At 69.5% G+C, this 16,358-nt stretch carries 15 protein-coding genes; 7 read left to right on the top strand and 8 right to left on the bottom strand.

Features of this window, described 5'->3' with window-relative positions; genetic code table 11:
- Positions 1-408: 408 nt before the first annotated feature.
- Complete coding sequence (locus ACZ5XS_RS27995) at positions 409-642, top strand: type II toxin-antitoxin system VapB family antitoxin (protein WP_030606313.1); 234 nt, start codon at positions 409-411, stop codon at positions 640-642.
- The gene (locus tag ACZ5XS_RS27990; protein WP_468655818.1) at positions 639-1,046 is read left to right on the top strand and encodes a PIN domain-containing protein; all 408 of its coding nucleotides are present in this window, start codon (positions 639-641) and stop codon (positions 1,044-1,046) included. The genes ACZ5XS_RS27995 and ACZ5XS_RS27990 overlap by 4 nt, the downstream gene beginning before the upstream one ends.
- A gap of 190 nt (positions 1,047-1,236) precedes the next feature.
- On the opposite strand, the gene ACZ5XS_RS27985 is transcribed toward ACZ5XS_RS27990, so the two are convergent.
- Complete coding sequence (locus ACZ5XS_RS27985; RefSeq protein ID WP_468655816.1) at positions 1,237-2,706, bottom strand: APC family permease; 1,470 nt, start codon at positions 2,704-2,706, stop codon at positions 1,237-1,239.
- Positions 2,707-2,798: 92 nt separating this feature from the next.
- Positions 2,799-3,533: a FadR/GntR family transcriptional regulator gene (locus ACZ5XS_RS27980; protein ID WP_468655814.1), complete on the bottom strand. Its 735-nt coding sequence runs from the start codon at positions 3,531-3,533 to the stop codon at positions 2,799-2,801.
- Between the two features lie 714 nt (positions 3,534-4,247).
- Here ACZ5XS_RS27980 and ACZ5XS_RS27975 point away from each other — a divergent pair.
- Positions 4,248-5,702, top strand: a complete 1,455-nt coding sequence (locus tag ACZ5XS_RS27975; RefSeq protein WP_468655812.1) for an amino acid permease — start codon at positions 4,248-4,250, stop codon at positions 5,700-5,702.
- 1,626 nt (positions 5,703-7,328) lie between these two features.
- Here the strand turns inward: ACZ5XS_RS27975 and ACZ5XS_RS27970 are convergent.
- The 4 genes from ACZ5XS_RS27970 to ACZ5XS_RS27955 are packed head-to-tail and all read right to left on the bottom strand — an operon-like array spanning position 7,329 to position 10,797.
- Positions 7,329-7,724, bottom strand: coding sequence for a universal stress protein (locus ACZ5XS_RS27970; protein WP_468655808.1), 396 nt, complete (start codon positions 7,722-7,724; stop codon positions 7,329-7,331).
- A 33-nt stretch (positions 7,725-7,757) separates the two neighbouring features.
- Positions 7,758-9,257 (bottom strand): tripartite tricarboxylate transporter permease, encoded by a 1,500-nt coding sequence (locus ACZ5XS_RS27965; RefSeq protein ID WP_468655805.1) that lies wholly within the window; start codon positions 9,255-9,257, stop codon positions 7,758-7,760.
- Positions 9,257-9,790 (bottom strand): tripartite tricarboxylate transporter TctB family protein, encoded by a 534-nt coding sequence (locus tag ACZ5XS_RS27960; RefSeq protein WP_468655803.1) that lies wholly within the window; start codon positions 9,788-9,790, stop codon positions 9,257-9,259. The genes ACZ5XS_RS27965 and ACZ5XS_RS27960 overlap by 1 nt, the downstream gene beginning before the upstream one ends.
- Positions 9,787-10,797 (bottom strand): Bug family tripartite tricarboxylate transporter substrate binding protein, encoded by a 1,011-nt coding sequence (locus ACZ5XS_RS27955; RefSeq protein ID WP_468655801.1) that lies wholly within the window; start codon positions 10,795-10,797, stop codon positions 9,787-9,789. The genes ACZ5XS_RS27960 and ACZ5XS_RS27955 overlap by 4 nt, the downstream gene beginning before the upstream one ends.
- A 97-nt stretch (positions 10,798-10,894) precedes the next feature.
- On the opposite strand from ACZ5XS_RS27955, the gene ACZ5XS_RS27950 reads away from it, so the two are divergent.
- From ACZ5XS_RS27950 to ACZ5XS_RS27935, 4 genes are all read left to right on the top strand, one after another.
- Positions 10,895-12,568 (top strand): sensor histidine kinase, encoded by a 1,674-nt coding sequence (locus ACZ5XS_RS27950; RefSeq protein WP_468655799.1) that lies wholly within the window; start codon positions 10,895-10,897, stop codon positions 12,566-12,568.
- Positions 12,565-13,239 carry a response regulator gene (locus ACZ5XS_RS27945; protein WP_468655797.1) on the top strand — a complete coding sequence of 225 codons (675 nt, stop codon included), beginning with the start codon at positions 12,565-12,567 and terminating at the stop codon, positions 13,237-13,239. The genes ACZ5XS_RS27950 and ACZ5XS_RS27945 overlap by 4 nt, the downstream gene beginning before the upstream one ends.
- A gap of 650 nt (positions 13,240-13,889) precedes the next feature.
- Entirely contained in the window at positions 13,890-14,519 is a 630-nt protein-coding gene (locus tag ACZ5XS_RS27940; RefSeq protein ID WP_468655795.1) for a hypothetical protein, read from the top strand.
- A 50-nt stretch (positions 14,520-14,569) separates the two neighbouring features.
- Positions 14,570-15,331, top strand: coding sequence for a DUF1775 domain-containing protein (locus tag ACZ5XS_RS27935; protein WP_468655833.1), 762 nt, complete (start codon positions 14,570-14,572; stop codon positions 15,329-15,331).
- A 24-nt stretch (positions 15,332-15,355) separates the two neighbouring features.
- Here ACZ5XS_RS27935 and ACZ5XS_RS27930 read toward each other — a convergent pair whose 3' ends face one another.
- The gene (locus tag ACZ5XS_RS27930) at positions 15,356-15,562 is read right to left on the bottom strand and encodes a hypothetical protein (RefSeq protein ID WP_468655793.1); all 207 of its coding nucleotides are present in this window, start codon (positions 15,560-15,562) and stop codon (positions 15,356-15,358) included.
- Positions 15,563-15,572: 10 nt separating this feature from the next.
- Complete coding sequence (locus ACZ5XS_RS27925) at positions 15,573-16,145, bottom strand: histidine phosphatase family protein (protein ID WP_468655791.1); 573 nt, start codon at positions 16,143-16,145, stop codon at positions 15,573-15,575.
- Between the last annotated feature and the right edge of the window lie 213 nt (positions 16,146-16,358).

Here is a 16,358-nt window from a genome sequence, read left to right as displayed (position 1 = left end):
ACAAACGCTCACCCGCCGACGACCTGACCTGCCCCACCCTCGCCACACCACAACCAACGAGCCAGGACCATCTAAGTCACCGGCATTGGTCCTAGGTGAGTTGAGGGGCCTGGTGGCACGTCGCAGCCACGTTTTGATGATCGACTGGACAATATTCGGGACGCGGTTTGAGGCGCATGAAGCCCTTACGTGCCCCAGGCGCTGTAGGTGGGCGACCTCGGCGCGCGACCATGGCGATGCCGCTACTCCTCGCGCTCTTCGCAGCCGACCTGGCGCCCGCTTCCGCGCCTTCCAGTGACATGTTGACGACGATGGACTCCGTCGCGTCCGAAGTCTCCGTGACGGTGGCGCACTCTAATGTTGGCGATGTATCTTGATGGCATACATTATGGATGCTGGAGGTGCTCGATGTCCGTCACGCAGATTGATCTCGATGACGAGGCACTCGCCGAGGCCATGCGGCTGATGGGCGTCACGACGAAGAAGGAGACGGTCAACGCGGCCCTGCGGGACTACGTGGCCCGGATCAAGCGCCTCGATGCTGCCGAGAAACTGGCCGCGCGCGGTGCGCGCGGCGAGTTCGAGCAGGCTGCGGCGGCGCATGACGCAGGCAAGCGTGCCCGACGCGAGGCCTTCGAGTGATCACGTACCTGCTCGACACCTCCGCCCTGTGGCACCTGTTCCGCACCCCCGGGGCATTGCCGCCCTGGGAGGGACACATCGCCGCCGGGGTGTTCCACATCTGCGAGCCGACACGCGCCGAATTCCTCTACTCGGCAACCAGCCCGTCCCACCGGGACGAGCTCGCGGAGGAGCTGGACGCACTGTGCCTGCTCTCTCCCGTTCCGAAGAACGCCTGGCGCTGGGTCGACACCGCCCAGTACAAACTGACACAGCATGGCCAACATCGCGCGGCAGGACCGATCGACCTGTTGGTGTGTGCGACCGCGGTTCACCACGGGCGCACCGTCCTCCACGTGGACAACGACTTCGCGACGGTGGCCGGAGTACTCAAGGAGGTTCAGCAACGAGACGTACGAGCCTGATCTCCTGGGGCCGGTCCACGGCGTCGCCTGTTGGCCCGTCGTTGATCGATACCCAAGTCACTGTCCCATTGGGGCTCCGGTGGCGCCACGACTGGCTCCGCCCAGCCGCGCGACCAGAGGAGCAGCAGGGCTGCCGCGCCGATCAGTCCGTCCTCGTCGAGTCTGCGCTCTCGCCGGTCGTGAGGACCCCTCAGTCCGCGTCGGCCACGATGGAGCCGACGCGTTCGGCCAGGGTCGGGTCGCGTCGGACCAGGAGGGCCGCGTAGCCGACGGCGGCGAGCAGGGTGGCGACCGCCACGTAGGGGAACCAGTTGTAAGGCGCGGGCTGGCCCGGCTTGGCGAGGAAGTAGAGCGGGACCAGGATGGCCACCGTGCCGAGCGCGGGCAGTACCAGATGCCGGACAACCCGGAACTCCTGCGGCCGGTACCTGCGGTAGTACAGCGGCAGGGCGATGTTGGACGCGAGGTAGACCAGCAGGATCAGGATGGCGCCGAGGGTCGATGACTCGGTGAAGAAGACCACCGGGTTCATCGAGTCGCCGGAGGACCCCAGCAGGTGGCCCAGGCCCCAGCCGCCGATGATCAGCAGGGCGGTGGCGGTGAAGGTGATGATCGCCTTGTTCGGTGTGCGGCGGATGGGGTGCACATAACCGAAGAAGGAGGGGAGCAGCCCCTCGCGTCCGGCGTTGAACACCAGGCGGGCCTGGGAGTTGATGCCGGCGATCAGCACACCGAGGGTGGAGGTGAGTCCGCCGAGGTAGGCGAGGAACGCCAGCACGCCGAGGGTGTGGTGGGCCACCTCGATGAACGGGATCCGGGAGGCGCCGAGTCGGGTCACGTCGTAGCCGAAGCCGGTCACCGTGGCGTAGGCGAAGAGGATGTAACTCACCGTCATGATCGCGACGGAGGAGAACACCGCGCGGCCGACGTTGTGCCGCGGATTCTCCGTCTCCTCGGCGAGTGCCGCCGAGTTCTCCCAGCCGATGAACAGGTACACCGCCAGCGGGAAGCCGGCCGCCAGCCCTTTGAAGCCGTCGCTGATGTGGCTGGGCAGGAACGGGTCGAAGGACAGCTCGCCGCGGTGTTCCACCAGCGCGGCGACCGAGACCACGACCAGCACCAGCATCTCCGCGCCGAAGAAGTAGCCGGCCCACTTGGTGGAGACCACCACCCCGCGCAGCATCAGCGCCACGGCCAGCCCGGTGAGCAGCAGCGTCCAGATGATCCACGGCAGGTCCACGCCGGTGTAGTGGTGCAGGGTGATCTGCACGAACCCGCCGGAGATCGAGATGACGCCGGACATCGCGATGATGTAGCCCAGCGCCGCCAGCAGCGCCGTGGTCACCGCGCTGACCGGCCCGAAGGTCTTGCCGACGAAGGTGATGAAGCTGCCCGCCGAGGGGTGCGCCCGGGAGAACTCCGCCAGCGTGTTGCCGAGGAGCGCCACCGCGATGCCCGCGGCCAGGATGGTCAGCGGTGACGCCACGCCCGCGGTCGTGGCCAGGAAGGCGAAACCGAAGAAGAAGCTCATGGCCGGGCCGACGTTGGCCATGGTGGCGGCGGCGATGTCCGCCATGCCGAGGACGCCGCCGCGCAGCCGCTGCGGCGCGCCGCCGACGGGACCCGGCGGGGACAGCGGGCCGGCTCCGGGGTTGGGCATGGCGGCAACTCCTCGTGCGGTGTGGCGGCGTGATGGTTGCGCGGGTTATGGATGCGCGGGTTCTCGACGGCCGGGCCGGCACGGACCGGGCGTCAGCGGTGCCGGGAACTGTGGTGTGCCTTCACCGCCTGCACGGCCGGATCGGTCGCGCCCCGCCCGAGTTCGGCGAGCAGTTCGGCGTGGCAGCGGTTCTGCGCCCGTACGACCGCGGGCTGCGGTGCGGGCAGCAGCAGGCACAGTCGGCCGAGCAGATCGGCGGCGAACTCGCGGATTCCGGCGCCGCCGAGCGCCACCGCGAGGTCCAGGTGGAATCGGGTCTCCAACTCGGCCAGGCGTGCCGGGTCGTCGGTCTGTTCCATCTCCTCGACCAGCGCCCGAAGCCCGTCCAGCCGTTCGGCCGGGACCTCTCCTGAACTGTGCGCCACGAGGCCGCATTCGAGCAGGAGCTGGAAGGCGTCCAGCGAAGCCGCCTCCTCGGGGTCGTGGGTCAGGGCTACGACGGTGTCCCAGTCCTGCGCGACGAAGGTTCCGCCTGCCCGTCCGCGCCGGCGGTCGAGCAGGCCGTCCTGGCACATGCCCTCCAGCGCGCGGCGCACGGTGATCTCGCCTATTCCCAGCTCCTCGGCGAGGACCCCGGCGTCCGGCAGCCGGTCTCCAGGCTGCACGGATCGCAGGCGTACCCGCAGTGCGATCCGTGACCGGACGAGATCGGATCCGCTCTGACCCCCGCCGGGCAGGGCGCGGGCGTGTCCCACACCGGTGACCGACGTTGTCCGGGCCGGGCCTGGCTGGTTGTAAGGCCCGAACTTGCCCGCTGCATTCGCCACGACGCCACCCTAACGGCCTGCTGATCGCGGCCGCGGCCCACGACGGCCGTCATGCGGTGCGTCCGGTCGACTCCGAGGGAGAGTTCGCGCTCGCGCTCGGTGAGGGGGAAGGTCCGCCGGTGGTTCCCGCGACGACGCCACTGTGCGATGCATGGGGACTCCCGAGGAGGTTCCGAATCAGCCCGGAACAGCCGGGGCACGGCATGGCGCGGCACGGCACGGACGTCGCGACGGGAGGAGCGGGTCGCGATGCAGGAAAAATTAGAGCAAGGTGAACAGTTAAACAAGACCCTGCCGCGACCGGTCCGGAAGGCGGGGGAGGGGGTGCGGGTGGCGGTCGGCTCGCCATAGCCCCGACCTGGGGATTTACGCCCCGGCGGGCGTGTCGCCGGGGTCCGCCGACGGGGTGTGAGGGGGCGGGTGCGAGGCATGCGTGCCCCGGGGAGACGGCGCGCTGACGCCATGGGGTGGACGACTGGACCCCTTGTTTTATTCGATCGTCCTGAACTATTTTCCTGAACGCCACCGGTTCGACCGGTCCAGCAGGCACCGGACCCGGAGGCCACGGTCCACCATGCCCTCCCACCGACCGTGATCGCCACCCGCACTGTTACCCGGCACCCCCGCACACCCCGCCCGGCGGCATCCACGCGGCCACCCCGCCCGATCCCGCCGGAACCTTCCCTCGTCCCCACCTGCTTCCTGGATGTCGAGATGACAACACAAGCCCCTCGTCCCGCCCCCGATCCGGTGACCACCACCGAGAGCGCCTCAGAAGGATCCGGCCTGCAAGCCGGGCTGAAGAACCGTCACCTGTCGATGATCGCGATCGGTGGTGTCATCGGTGCCGGCCTGTTCGTCGGCTCCGGATCCGGCATCGCCGCCGCCGGTCCCGGCATCCTGATCTCCTACCTGCTCGTCGGCACCCTCGTCGTCTTCGTGATGCGGATGCTCGGCGAGATGGCCGCGGCCAACCCCACCTCCGGCTCGTTCTCCGCCTACGCCGACCGTGCGCTGGGTCGCTGGGCCGGCTTCACCATCGGCTGGCTGTACTGGTTCTTCTGGGTCGTGGTGCTCGCCGTCGAGGCGACCGCCGGCGCCAAGATCCTGGCCGGGTGGATCCCTGCGGTCCCGCAGTGGGGCTGGGCCCTGCTCGTCATGGTCGTTCTCACCGCCACCAACCTCGTCTCGGTCAGCTCCTACGGCGAGTTCGAGTTCTGGTTCGCCGGCATCAAGGTCGTCGCCATCGCCGCGTTCATCGTGATCGGCGGACTCGCGATCTTCGGCCTGCTGCCCGGCTCGGACCACCCGGCATCCGGCTTCTCCAACCTGACCGAGCACGGCGGGTTCCTGCCCAACGGGCCGGGGGCGATCCTCACCGGCATCCTGATGGTGGTCTTCTCCTTCATGGGCAGCGAGATCGTCACCCTGGCCGCCGGCGAGACCGAGGACCCGCAGGCCGCGGTCACCAAAGCCACCAACAGCGTGATCTGGCGGATCGCGGTGTTCTACCTTGGCTCGATCCTGGTCGTGGTGTCGCTGCTGCGCTGGGACGACCCGGCGATCCTCAAGGACGGCTCGTATGTCGCCGCGCTGAACTCCATCGGCATCCCGCACGCCGGCGAGATCATGAACGCCATCGTGCTCACCTCCGTGCTGTCCTGTCTCAACTCCGGCCTCTACACCGCGTCCCGGATGGCGTTCTCGCTCGGCCGTCGCAGCGACGCCCCGGCCGCCTTCGCCCGCACCACCGGGCGCGGAGTCCCGCAGGCGGCCATCCTGGCCTCGGTGGTCTTCGGCTTCGTCGCCGTCGCCTTCAACTACCTCTGGCCGGAAACGGTCTTCCAGTTCCTGCTGAACTCCTCCGGCGCAATCGCCCTCTTCGTCTGGCTGGTGATCTGCTTCTCCCAGCTGCGGATGCGCAAGATCATCCAGCGGGAATCGCCGGACAGGCTGGTCGTCAGGATGTGGCTCTACCCGTACCTGACCTGGGCCACCATCGCGATGATCACGTTCGTCCTGGTCTACATGCTGACCGACAGCGCCGACGGCGGCGGCCGCGACCAGGTCGTCCTGTCCACCCTGGTGGCCGGGGCCGTGGTGGCCTTCGCGCTGGTCCGCGAGCGGCTGGCACGCAACGCCCGGCAGAACAAGGTCATCTCTTCGTAGCAGCCCGGGCCCGTTGTACGGCCGCCCCGACCCGCCGGTGACGCGGCCCTCCCGCCGCGTCACCGGCTTCACGGCTGCACCCGTCATGCCGGGCCGGTGTGTCCCGCGGGGGCGGAGCAGTACTCCAGTCGTGCCGCGGTCGGGATGGTCGTCGCGTGGCTCGGGATGCGGGTGTGGTGGCACCTGGTCTCCGATTCCAGGCCAGTGAGCATCCGGTGCTACGCCGTGCCACTGTGGGCTGCTGTTGCCGAACTCGGCGACATCGAGTTCGTCGGAATGGGCCCGGAATCGTCACCTCACGGTGGACACCTGCGCCTAGCTCCCTCGAGGGACAGAGCACCCGCCGCAGAGCCTGCGCGGCCAGCCTCTGCGCGGTGGAAGGGGAATCCGCTGTGCCATGTTCCGACCGTGTCCGCTGAGCTGGAGCGACGTTCGGGATTACGTATTGGGCAGTCACTCAGGGAGCGGCAGGGACCACGGAGGGACCGCAAGGACAGGAACCAACCGACAAGGACCGCACAAGGCCGACACAGGTGCACACGGCTGACCTGCAACAACGCCGTGAATCGACGCAGATTGCCAAGGACCGCCAAGATCCCCAAAGGACTCATAATCCGTCGGCCGTGGGTTCGAGTCCCACCCGCCCCACCTGAGCAGGTCTGTGACCTGCGGAAACGTTCATTTGTGGGTGGCGTCGAGTGACGGGACTGCAGCGCCTGGGTGGCCCTGCTGGACGTAGAACTCGCTCATGGTTATCGGCGACGTGGATGTGCATGACCTCGACCTGCTCGGCAGGTATAGCGGCGGCGCTTGGGCGCGGCGAACAGGGACACCCGCCCCAGGGCCCGGGAGATGCGACAGGTTTCTTCCGCGTCGAACCGGCCGCTGGGCGGGAAGACGTGACCCGAGCCGTGGAGCGTGAACACAGGGCCGCACAGGCCCACTCCGTGAGACATGGGCGCGGCGTACAGGGCCCGCTGCCGGCGGGGACGTGGTTCGGGACCATTGTCGGCAGGCCGACCGCGCTGCGCACCACCCATTCAGGACCGTCTCCGGCGCCCTCCCCGGCAGGCCGGCTCACAGCGCAACCAAAGGGATCACCGTGAAGACGCAGCGGCCAGTGCGGATCATCGGTGACTACCGGAGCGACTTCGCCCTTCCACGCCCGTACGAGGGCGAAGTCGGCGGGCAGTGCCCGTTTCATCGCCGCGGCCAGTGCGGCTACCCGGTCCCTGAGGTCCCGGCAGCCGGGACTTTGGGTCAACGGATTGAATCCGCTGCGCATCAGTTCAACGTTTGCCTCGACACCGCTCCGGTGGCGGTGGCGAGGGTGGCGGCAGACGAGCGGGGATCCGCGCAACCGCTGAGTCGCAGGTCCCTGTCTGTGGCTGATCGGAGTGCGCTGGACGGCCCGCACTGAAAACGACTCAGGGGAGCGCTCCGGCTCGTACGGAGTCGGCTCGCAGGACGCGGCTGACGCACCGGAACTGCTGATCAAGTCCCCCCACCCCGGTAGTCGGGGAAAGCTCACCGCCCCCAGGTCAGCACCGGCTCCTCGGCCTCTGGGTAGCGGAATCGCCGGAATGTGGGGTGTCATCTAGAACCAGCGCCCGTGGGGCGGCGGGCTCAGACAGGGGCCTTCACGGCGAGGACCGGGCAGCCGGCTCCCAGAAGGATCTGCTGCGCGGCGGAGCCCATGATCAGCTTGCCGACCGCGCTCCGGCGCCGCAGCCCGATCACCACCACAGATACGTCCGCCTGCTCCGCCAGTTCGATGATCTCGTCGGCGGCATCGCCGCCGCCGAGCACCTGGCGGATGTCGAACTCGATCCCCAGCGCGGCCAGGTCCTCGCGGACATGAGCCAGATCGGGCTCCTGCGCGAAGCGCGGGTCCACATAGGCGTCACCCCGCGAGGTGTTCACCACCAGCAGCTTCTCGCCGCGCCGGTGGGCCTCGTCGATTCCCGCGCGCAGCGCGGCCTCACCCTCGGGTGAGGGTACGTATCCGACCAGTACGGTCATGTCTGCTCTCCCTCCCAGGCACTCTCGGCACTCTCAGGCACTTCGCTCACGCAGGGGACGTACGACGAACCGCCGCACCAGCGGCCAGACGACAATCAGCACGATCACCGTGTAGACCGCGTAGGACACCGGTCCGCCCACCAGCCCCGACAGTTCGCCGCCCGACAGCTGCAGGGAGCGCCGTCCCTGCAGTTCGGCCCGCGGGCCGAGGATGACGCCGATGATCAGCGGCAGCACCGGCAGTCCGAACCGTCGCATCGCGAAGCCGAGGAGTCCCAGCAACAGCAGCAGGAACAGGTCCAGGGGCTGCGCGTTGACGGCGTACGCACCCATCGACGCGAAGAACAGGATTCCCGCGTACAGGTAGGGGCGCTGAATCTGCAGCAGTTTCGCCCAGGCCGGCGCGAGCGGCAGATTCAGCAGGAGCAACAGCAGATTGCCGATGAACAGGCTGGCGATCAGCACCCAGACCAGGCTCGCCTCCCGCTCGAACAGCAGCGGGCCGGGCTGGATGCCGTACGACTGGAACGCCGCCAGCATGACCGCGGCGGTCGCGTTAGTCGGCAGCCCGAGCGCCAGCATCGGGACCAGGGTGCCCGCCGCGGAGGCGTTGTTCGCCGCCTCCGGACCGGCCACACCCTCGATCGCGCCCTTGCCGAACTCCTCCGGGTGCTTGGTCAGCCGCTTCTCCGTCGCGTACGACAGGAAGGTCGGGATCTCCGCACCACCGGCCGGGAGCGCACCGAACGGGAAGCCGAACGCCGTACCCCGCAGCCAGGGCTTCCAGGACCGCTTCCAGTCCTTCTTCCCCATCCACGGCCTGCCGACCGGGATGACCTCGACGGGCTTGCGCCGCAGATGCGCGGCCACCCACAGCGCCTCGCCGACGGCGAAGATGGCGACGGCGACGACGACCACGTCGATCCCGTCGGCCAGCTGGGGGATGCCCAGGGTGAGCCGCTGCTGTCCGGAGACCGAGTCGATGCCGACCAGGCCGATCGTCAGACCCAGCAGCAGCGAGATGAGACCACGGACGCGTGACGCGCCCAGCACGGACGTGACCGCGATGAAGGAGAGCAGCATCAGGGCGAAGTAGTCCGGAGCACCCAGGCTGATCGCGAAGTCCACCACCAGCGGAGTCACCAGCACCAGCAGCAGAGTGCCGATCGTGCCCGCCACGAAGGAACCGATCGCGGCGGTGGCGAGCGCCTGCGCCGCCCGCCCGGCCTTGGCCATCTTGTTGCCCTCGATGGCCGTCACCACCGAGGAGGACTCCCCGGGGGTGTTCAGCAGGATGGACGTGGTCGACCCGCCGTACATGCCGCCGTAGAAGATGCCGGCGAACATGATGAACGCCTGTACCGGCTCCATGCCGTAGGTGATCGGCAGCAGCAGTGCCACGGTCATCGCCGGGCCGATGCCCGGCAGCACACCCACCGCGGTGCCGACCAGGACGCCTATCAAGGCCAGCAGCAGGTTCATCGGGGCGACGACGTCCTCGAAGCCCTGCATGAGGTTGTTCAGGTTGTCCATCACAGGATTCCTTGCAGCACACCGGCCGGGAGGTTCACACCGAGCCCGATCGCGAAGGCGTAGAACGTGGTGAGCGACATCGTCACCGCGATCAGCAGATTGCGTATGTAGTGCCGGTTGCCGAGGGCGAAGGCCGTTCCCCAGAACAGCAGTGCGCCGCTGATCACCCAGCCGAGCCGTTCGATCAGCACCGCGTTCACCACGAACGCGCCGATCAGCAGCAGCACCGTGCGCCAGTCGGTGCCCTGGGAGAGGTCGACGTCCTCGCCGGCCTCCGGCTCACCGTGGCCGCCCCGGGCCACATCAACCGCGTACAGCACCGCGACCACCAGGAGCAGTACGCCCAGGAACACGGGCACCGCGCGCGGACCCACCGGGTCGGTGCTGCTGGTGATGTGCGGGATCCCGAGCCCGTCCACGATCACCGCGGTGCCCAGCAGGGCGAGGAACGCGCACACACCGTACTGTGCGCGGTCCTTGCCCTGTGGCGGACGGGCGTCCTCGACGCTCCGTTCGTCGACCGGGGAGCTCATGCCAGTCCGAGCTCTGCCAGCAGGTCGGCGACGGCCTTGTCCTGCTCCTCCAGGTAGGAGCCGAACTCGTCACCGGTGACGAACGCGTCGGTCCAGCCGCGCTTGGTCAGCTCGTCCTTCCACTGCTTCGAGTCGTGCATCTTGGTCAGGGAGTCGACCCAGGTCTTCTTCTGCTCGTCGGTGATCCCGGGAGGGGCGACGATCCCGCGCCAGTTGGTGAAGACCAGGTCGATCCCCGAGTCCTTGAGCGTGGGGGCGTCCTTCACCGCGTCGATGGGCTTCTCGCTGGTGACCGCGAGCACCCGCACCTGCCCGGCCTCGATCTGGTCGAGGAACTCGCCGAACCCACTGGCGCCGAAGGCGATCTTGTTGCCCAGGATGGCGGGCAGCAGCTCACCGCCGCCGTCGTACGAGACGTAGTTGACCTTCTTCGGCTCGATGCCGACCGCCTTCGCCAGCTGCATCGGCAGCAGGTGGTCCGGGCCACCCGGCGACGAGCCGCCGCCCACGGCGACCTTCTTGGGGTCCTTCTTCCACGCGGTGACGAGGTCGTCCATCGTCTTGTACGGGGAGTCCTTCGACACGACGATCGCGCCGGCCTCCTCGATCAGCTTGGCGATCGGCGTGGTGTCGGTCAGCGTCGCCGCCGACTTCGAGGTGTACGCGGCACCGACGACCCCCAGCCCCATCTGCATGGCCAGCTTGCCGTTGCCCTTCTCGTTCACCAGACGCTGCAGACCCACGGTGCCGCCCGCCCCGGGCAGGTTGTACACCTGGACCCCGGACGCCACCTTGCTGTCCTGCATCACCTGCGCGACGGTCCGGGCGGTGACGTCGTACCCGCTGCCCGGAGTGTTGGGCACCATCAACCGAAGACCGGAGACGGGCTTGTCGCTCCCGCTTCCGCCCCCCGAGTCCTCCTTCTCCGCGGTGGCGCCGCAGGCGCTCACGGCGAGCAGCGACACGGTGGCAAGAGCTCCGAGAAGTGCGGCTCTGCGAGATCTCATGGCTCATCTCTTTCGCTTGGGCGAGTCCGGCGCCATGATTGTGCGGTTCCGCGAACAGCCCGTCTGCCTTGTGTGAGCATTGAAGGTTGAGTTCATAGTGGTCGTTACGTCACGCCGCCACACACTGGCCGGTGAGCTGCTGGTTTTGCAGCTCGCCATCGTCGTGCTGGTGCTGGTCGCGGTCGCCGCGGTCTCGCTGGCGCAGTCGAAGGCGACGTTCGACCGGGTCGAGGGACGCCGGGTGACCGCCCTCGCCGAGGAGATGGCCGGAAACCCACTGTTGCGCAGCCAGCTCCGCCAACCCGCGCCCGCGGAGACACTTGCGCCGCTGCTGCAGCCCAAGCTGACCCAGTCGAACGTCACCTCCGTCACGGTCGCCGACGCCGCCGGTGAGATCGTCGCCGCCACCAATCCCACCCTGGTCGGGACGCGGCTGCCGGTCGACGGGCCCGACGTCGCGCAAGCGCGCGGCTGGTCGGGGGAGCTGTCGGTGGACGGGGTCCGCGAGCTGGTGGCCCAGGTCCCGGTGCTCGCCGACAACGACAACCACGTCGGCGAGCACCTCGGCACAGTCATGATCGGACGGGCCTCACCCACGGCCTGGCAGCGGCTGAACGGCGCCTCGTCGTATCTGCTCGCCTACCTCGGCATCGCGAGCGTGCTCGGTGTGGCCGGGTCCTGGCTGCTGGCCCGGCGGATCAAGCGCCAGACCCTCGGCCTCGAACCACGCGAGATCGCGGGCCTCGCCGAGCACCGCGAGGCGATGCTGTTCGGGATCGCCGAGGGCGTGATCGCGCTCGACCCGCAGCTACGGCTCACCCTGGTGAACGAGGTCGGCCGCAAACTGCTCGACCTTCCCGAGAACTGCGTCGGGATGAGCCTGGCCGGCCTGGGGATCGAGGGCAGGCTGTACGACGTACTGGCCGGGACCGGCGGTGAGCGCGGCGCCGAACAGGGCGCCGAGCACGGTACCGAGCGGCGCGACGAGGTGGTGGTACGGCGGGGGCGGGTGCTGGTGATGAACCGGATGGACGTCACCAAGGACGGCCGTCGGCTGGGCTCGGTGACGACCCTGCGGGACCGCACCGAACTGGCCCAGCTCGAACGCGAACTGGGCTCGTTCCGCAGCAGCACCGAACTGCTGCGCGCGCAGGCCCACGAGTTCTCCAACCAGCTGCACACCATCTCCGGGCTCATCCAGATCGGCGAGCACGACGAGGTCGTACGGTATGTTCGCGCCCTGCGAAAGCACCGTGAGTCGCTCGACCTGACCCTCACCAGCCGGGTCCGCGACCGGGCCGTCGCCGCGCTGCTCATGGCGAAGTCCGCGCTCGCGGCGGAGCGCAGGGTCCAGCTGCGCATCTCGGAGCTCACGGCCCTGGACCGGCTGGAGCCGACGGACTCCGCGGACGTGGCGACGGTGCTCGGCAACCTCGTCGACAATGCCCTCGACGCTGCCGCGGCCCCGGACCACGAGAACGACGCCTGGGTGGAGGTCGAGCTGCGCCAGGACGCATCGAGTGTGGAGATCGTCGTGCGTGACTCGGGCCCGGGTGTGGCTCCTGAGCTGGCGCAGGAGGTGTTCTCCCGCGGCTTCACCACAAAGGCCGCGCAGGGTGGCGACCGGGGTATCGGCCTGGCGCTCACCCGGCTGGTCTGCACACGCAGAGGGGGCGAGGTGTCGGTGGCGAACACACAGCCTGGCGCCATGTTCACCGCCCGGATGTCCGTGGGTCAGCTCACCGATCGGGAGACGGAGGAAGTCAGATGATCGACGTACTGGTTGTCGAGGACGACTTCATGGTGGCGCGGGTCCACCGCGGATTCGTCGACGGTGTCGAGGGCTTTCGCGTGGTCGGATCGGCGGACTGCGGGGAAAAGGCGCTCGCCGCCGCCGCCGAATTGCAGCCCGACCTGGTTCTGCTCGACCTCTATCTCCCCGATATGTTCGGTTTGGACGTCATCCGCAGGCTGCGGACGGCGGCCCATGACTGCGATGTGCTGGTGATCAGTGCCGCCCGCGAGGCAGAGGCGGTCCGGGGTGCCGTCCGCCAGGGCGTGGTCGACTACCTTCTGAAGCCCTTCGACGCCGACGACCTCAAGGACCGGCTGGAACGCTACAGCGCCCGGCGTGGAAATCTGCACGCCGCCATGGTCAGCGGGCAGGCCGATGTCGACCGCGCACTGGGACGGGCGGCGGCACCGACGGTGACGTCCACTCTGCCGAAGGGCATGAGTGTGGAGACCGCGGAGCTGGTGCAGCGCGCATTGCGCGCGGCGGACGGAACCTTGTCCGCGGCCGAGTGCGCGGCGAACGTCGGCATCTCGCGCGTGAGCGCGCGCCGCTACCTCGAATACCTCAGTGTCACGGGCCACGCGGAGGTGTCTCTGCGCTACGGGCAGGCGGGCCGCCCCGAGCGCCGCTACCACTGGCACGTCTAGGTCGGACCGTGTCCTTGGTGGTCTGCCGGAAGGCCTGACTGCTGGGGGTGGCGTGCAGTGTCCCGGCACACGTCCCCCGAAGAGAACGGGGCGCTTCGGAACGGCGATCCGCTGCGGGTGGGTTCGAGGCTCTTCCCGAGGCGGCGGGATCGGCCTCGCGCCCCCCAGATGTCGTCCATCTTGGGCGCGTTCGGGAGGCGTTCGGGACGTGTTCGGGGCGCAAGGACAGGAAGAGACAGGCGAAGGCCGAGAAGGGCCGGCACGGGTGGCCCAGGCGGTGGTGAGCTGGGCGACCAGGGGCAGGCCGCGGCCGTACTGGCAGGCGTTTCTCCTTGGGGGACCGACTGCTGTCCAGATCTCCCTCTGCATCGCAGTCCCGATGGCCTTTTCGCTCGGCCGTCGCAGCGACGCCCCGGCCGCCGTCGCTCGCACCACCGGGCGCGGAGTCCCGCAGGCGGCCTTCGTGCCTCGGTGGTCGTCGTCGCCTTCAGCTGGCGCCCGGTGCTGGAACGAGGGGAAGCTCAAGTCGGACCCGACGCTGGGCGTCTTCCGATCCCAGCTTCAGACTTGGCCAAGGGGGTCTCCTCGCCGAAGGCGGCCCTGGAACGGATTCAGGTGAAAGCGTCCGCGATCGGAACGGGGCCGACTCGATGACCACGGCGACCTCCCTGAAACCCGTACGCGAGAGGTCTTCCACCAGGCAGCCGGCTCACGCGATCGCCGAAGGCGCGGTGCCCTGGCGGCTGGTGGGCGCATCGATCGTGGCCCAGTTCGCGGCGGTATGGCCGCTGGCACGCCGCCGGTATCCGCCGACCGCGACCGTCGTGTGCACCTTGGCCGTGCAGGGCGGGCTGCATCTCGCGCTGTCCTCCGCGGACGGGGACACGCAGACGGCGGTGCCGGGGCACGCGACGCACGCCGGGCACGGCACGGCCGCGGTCGCGGACGGTCACGCCTGGCATCATGCCGGGGCCGCGATGACGACCGTGCACGTGGTCGCCGCGCTGGTCGTTGCCTGGCTGCTGCACCGGGCGGACGCACGGATGACGGCGGCCCTGGGCGCGCTGGGGACGTTGGCCAGGGCGGCCGTCGTGGCTCTGGCCCAGGCGCTGCCGCGACCGGTCCACGACACCGGACGCATGGTCTTCGTGCTGCCCGACCGGCGGCCGGGCGCCCCCTTCGAGGTGGCGGCGCACGCAGGGGATGACGTACTGGAGCACGCGGTGGTGCGCAGGGGGCCACCGCGGTGCAAGCGCCTCCAGTCCCTCACCGGTCCCTGACGTCCGCGGGACCGGCTCTTCCCGTACCAGCAAGGAGTTCCCCTGTGTCCATGTCCGTGTCCATGTCCGTGTCCACGCCCCGGCTGCCGGCCCGGGCCGGCAGCCGGATCGCACTCGCCGGTGCCGCAGCACTGACGGCCATGCTCGCCCTGGCTGCACCGGCCGCCGCGCACGCGGAGGTCGAAGCCGACGAGGCCCAGGCCCTGGCCGAGAACGTCACGCTCAGCTTCGTCTCCGAGGCCGAGTCCGACTCCGCGGGCTTCACCGAGCTGCGCGTCGTGCTGCCCAAGGGCATCGCTCCCGCTGACGTGACGCTCGACGAGGCCCCCAAGGGCTGGAAGCTGAAGGCGTCGAACGACGGATACGCCGTCAGCGGCCCCGCTCTGAAGGCCGGCGTCGACGCCGAACACAAGATCAAGGTCCGTCAGCTGCCGGACGCGAAGGAGATCGCGTTCAAGACGGTCGAGACCTACAGCGACGGCGAGGTCTCCCGCTGGATCGAACTGCCCACCGGCGGCGCGGAACCTGAACAGCCCGCGCCGGTACTGGAGTTGAAGGCGGCGGCCCCGGGCGCCAAGCCGGTCAGTCCGAGTCCGACGGAGACCGCGAGCGCGACGCCCAGTGCGGCCGCGTCCACACCCTCCGCCGTCCCGACTCGGACGGACGCCTCGGCGGCCGCCAGTGACACGGCGGCCGAGGAGGACGACGGGATGTCCTCCGGCATCGTGGTCGGTGTGGTCGTCGTCCTGCTCCTGCTTGGCGGCGTGGCCTGGTGGCTGGTCAAGCGGCGGACCGCCTCGTCCGAGAACTGACGTCCGGCACCGTCGCCTTGGGGCTCAGCCACTGCTGCCGCAAGGCGACGGCCCGCCCGCCGCACCGAACGTTCCTGAGCCGACCGGCGTCTGCGGCACGCGCCACGGCCTGCTCGCCTCCGTGCCGACATGCAGGACCACTACGGCGAGGACCGGCGCGACCTGCTCACCGTCGCCGCCGAGACGGCTGCGCACGGTCGTCGACAGGGCGGACGTTGGCTGATGCGGCACCAGGACGGGCTCATGGCGGACCACCGGCGACGGCACCCATCCGCAGATTCCAGCGGCCGTCCCGGCCGGTGAGCTGGACGGTGGACAGGGGAGGAACGTCGACGTTCCAGAACGACCGCCGCGGCGCGTCCAGTACGCGGATCACCGCGGCACGTGCCACGGCCTGCTCGACCACGGCCAGTACCCGCCCGGCATCGCCCGGCAGTCCGTCCAGCCAGCTGGAGACCCGCTCGCACACCTCGGCCACGGACTCGCCGCCGTGCGGCGCCGCTCCCGGATCCGACATCCAGGCGACGAGGCCGGGCCCGTCACTCGCCGCTACCTCGTCGAGCGTCCGCCCGTGCCAGGACCCCATGTCGATGTCCCGCAGCGCCGGTTCCTCGGTGACGGCGCCCCACCCCAGTACCTGGGCCGTCCGCGTGCACCGCTGCGACGGCGCCGTGTACAGGGTGGCCGCCGTGGGCAGGGTGCCGGCGACCGCCTTCGCCTGTCGCAGCGCCCGCTCGTCGAGGGGCACGTCGGCGAAGCGCACGTCTCGCTCCGCGCGGGCTGCGGCGCACAGCAGGGTGAGGCGGACGGTCACGTGGGCTCTTTCGCCGGGTGGCTGAGGTCGGTTCATCGTAGGTGGCGTACGCCATGTTGGCCGGAGCCCTCATTGCCCCTACGCTCTGGGGCGACAAGGACGACGGCGCCACGGAAGCCGGTGCAAGCCCGGCACGGTCGCGCCACTGTGTGCCACCCCTCCAGCCAGGTGAGGGTGGTGAGTCAGACCCAACGCCGTCGTCGCGTGCTCCAC

This window comes from Streptomyces sp. NPDC033131 (assembly GCF_055578365.1).
Note: the sequence above shows the minus strand (reverse complement) of the source record. Positions and strands in the feature narration are given on the sequence as shown.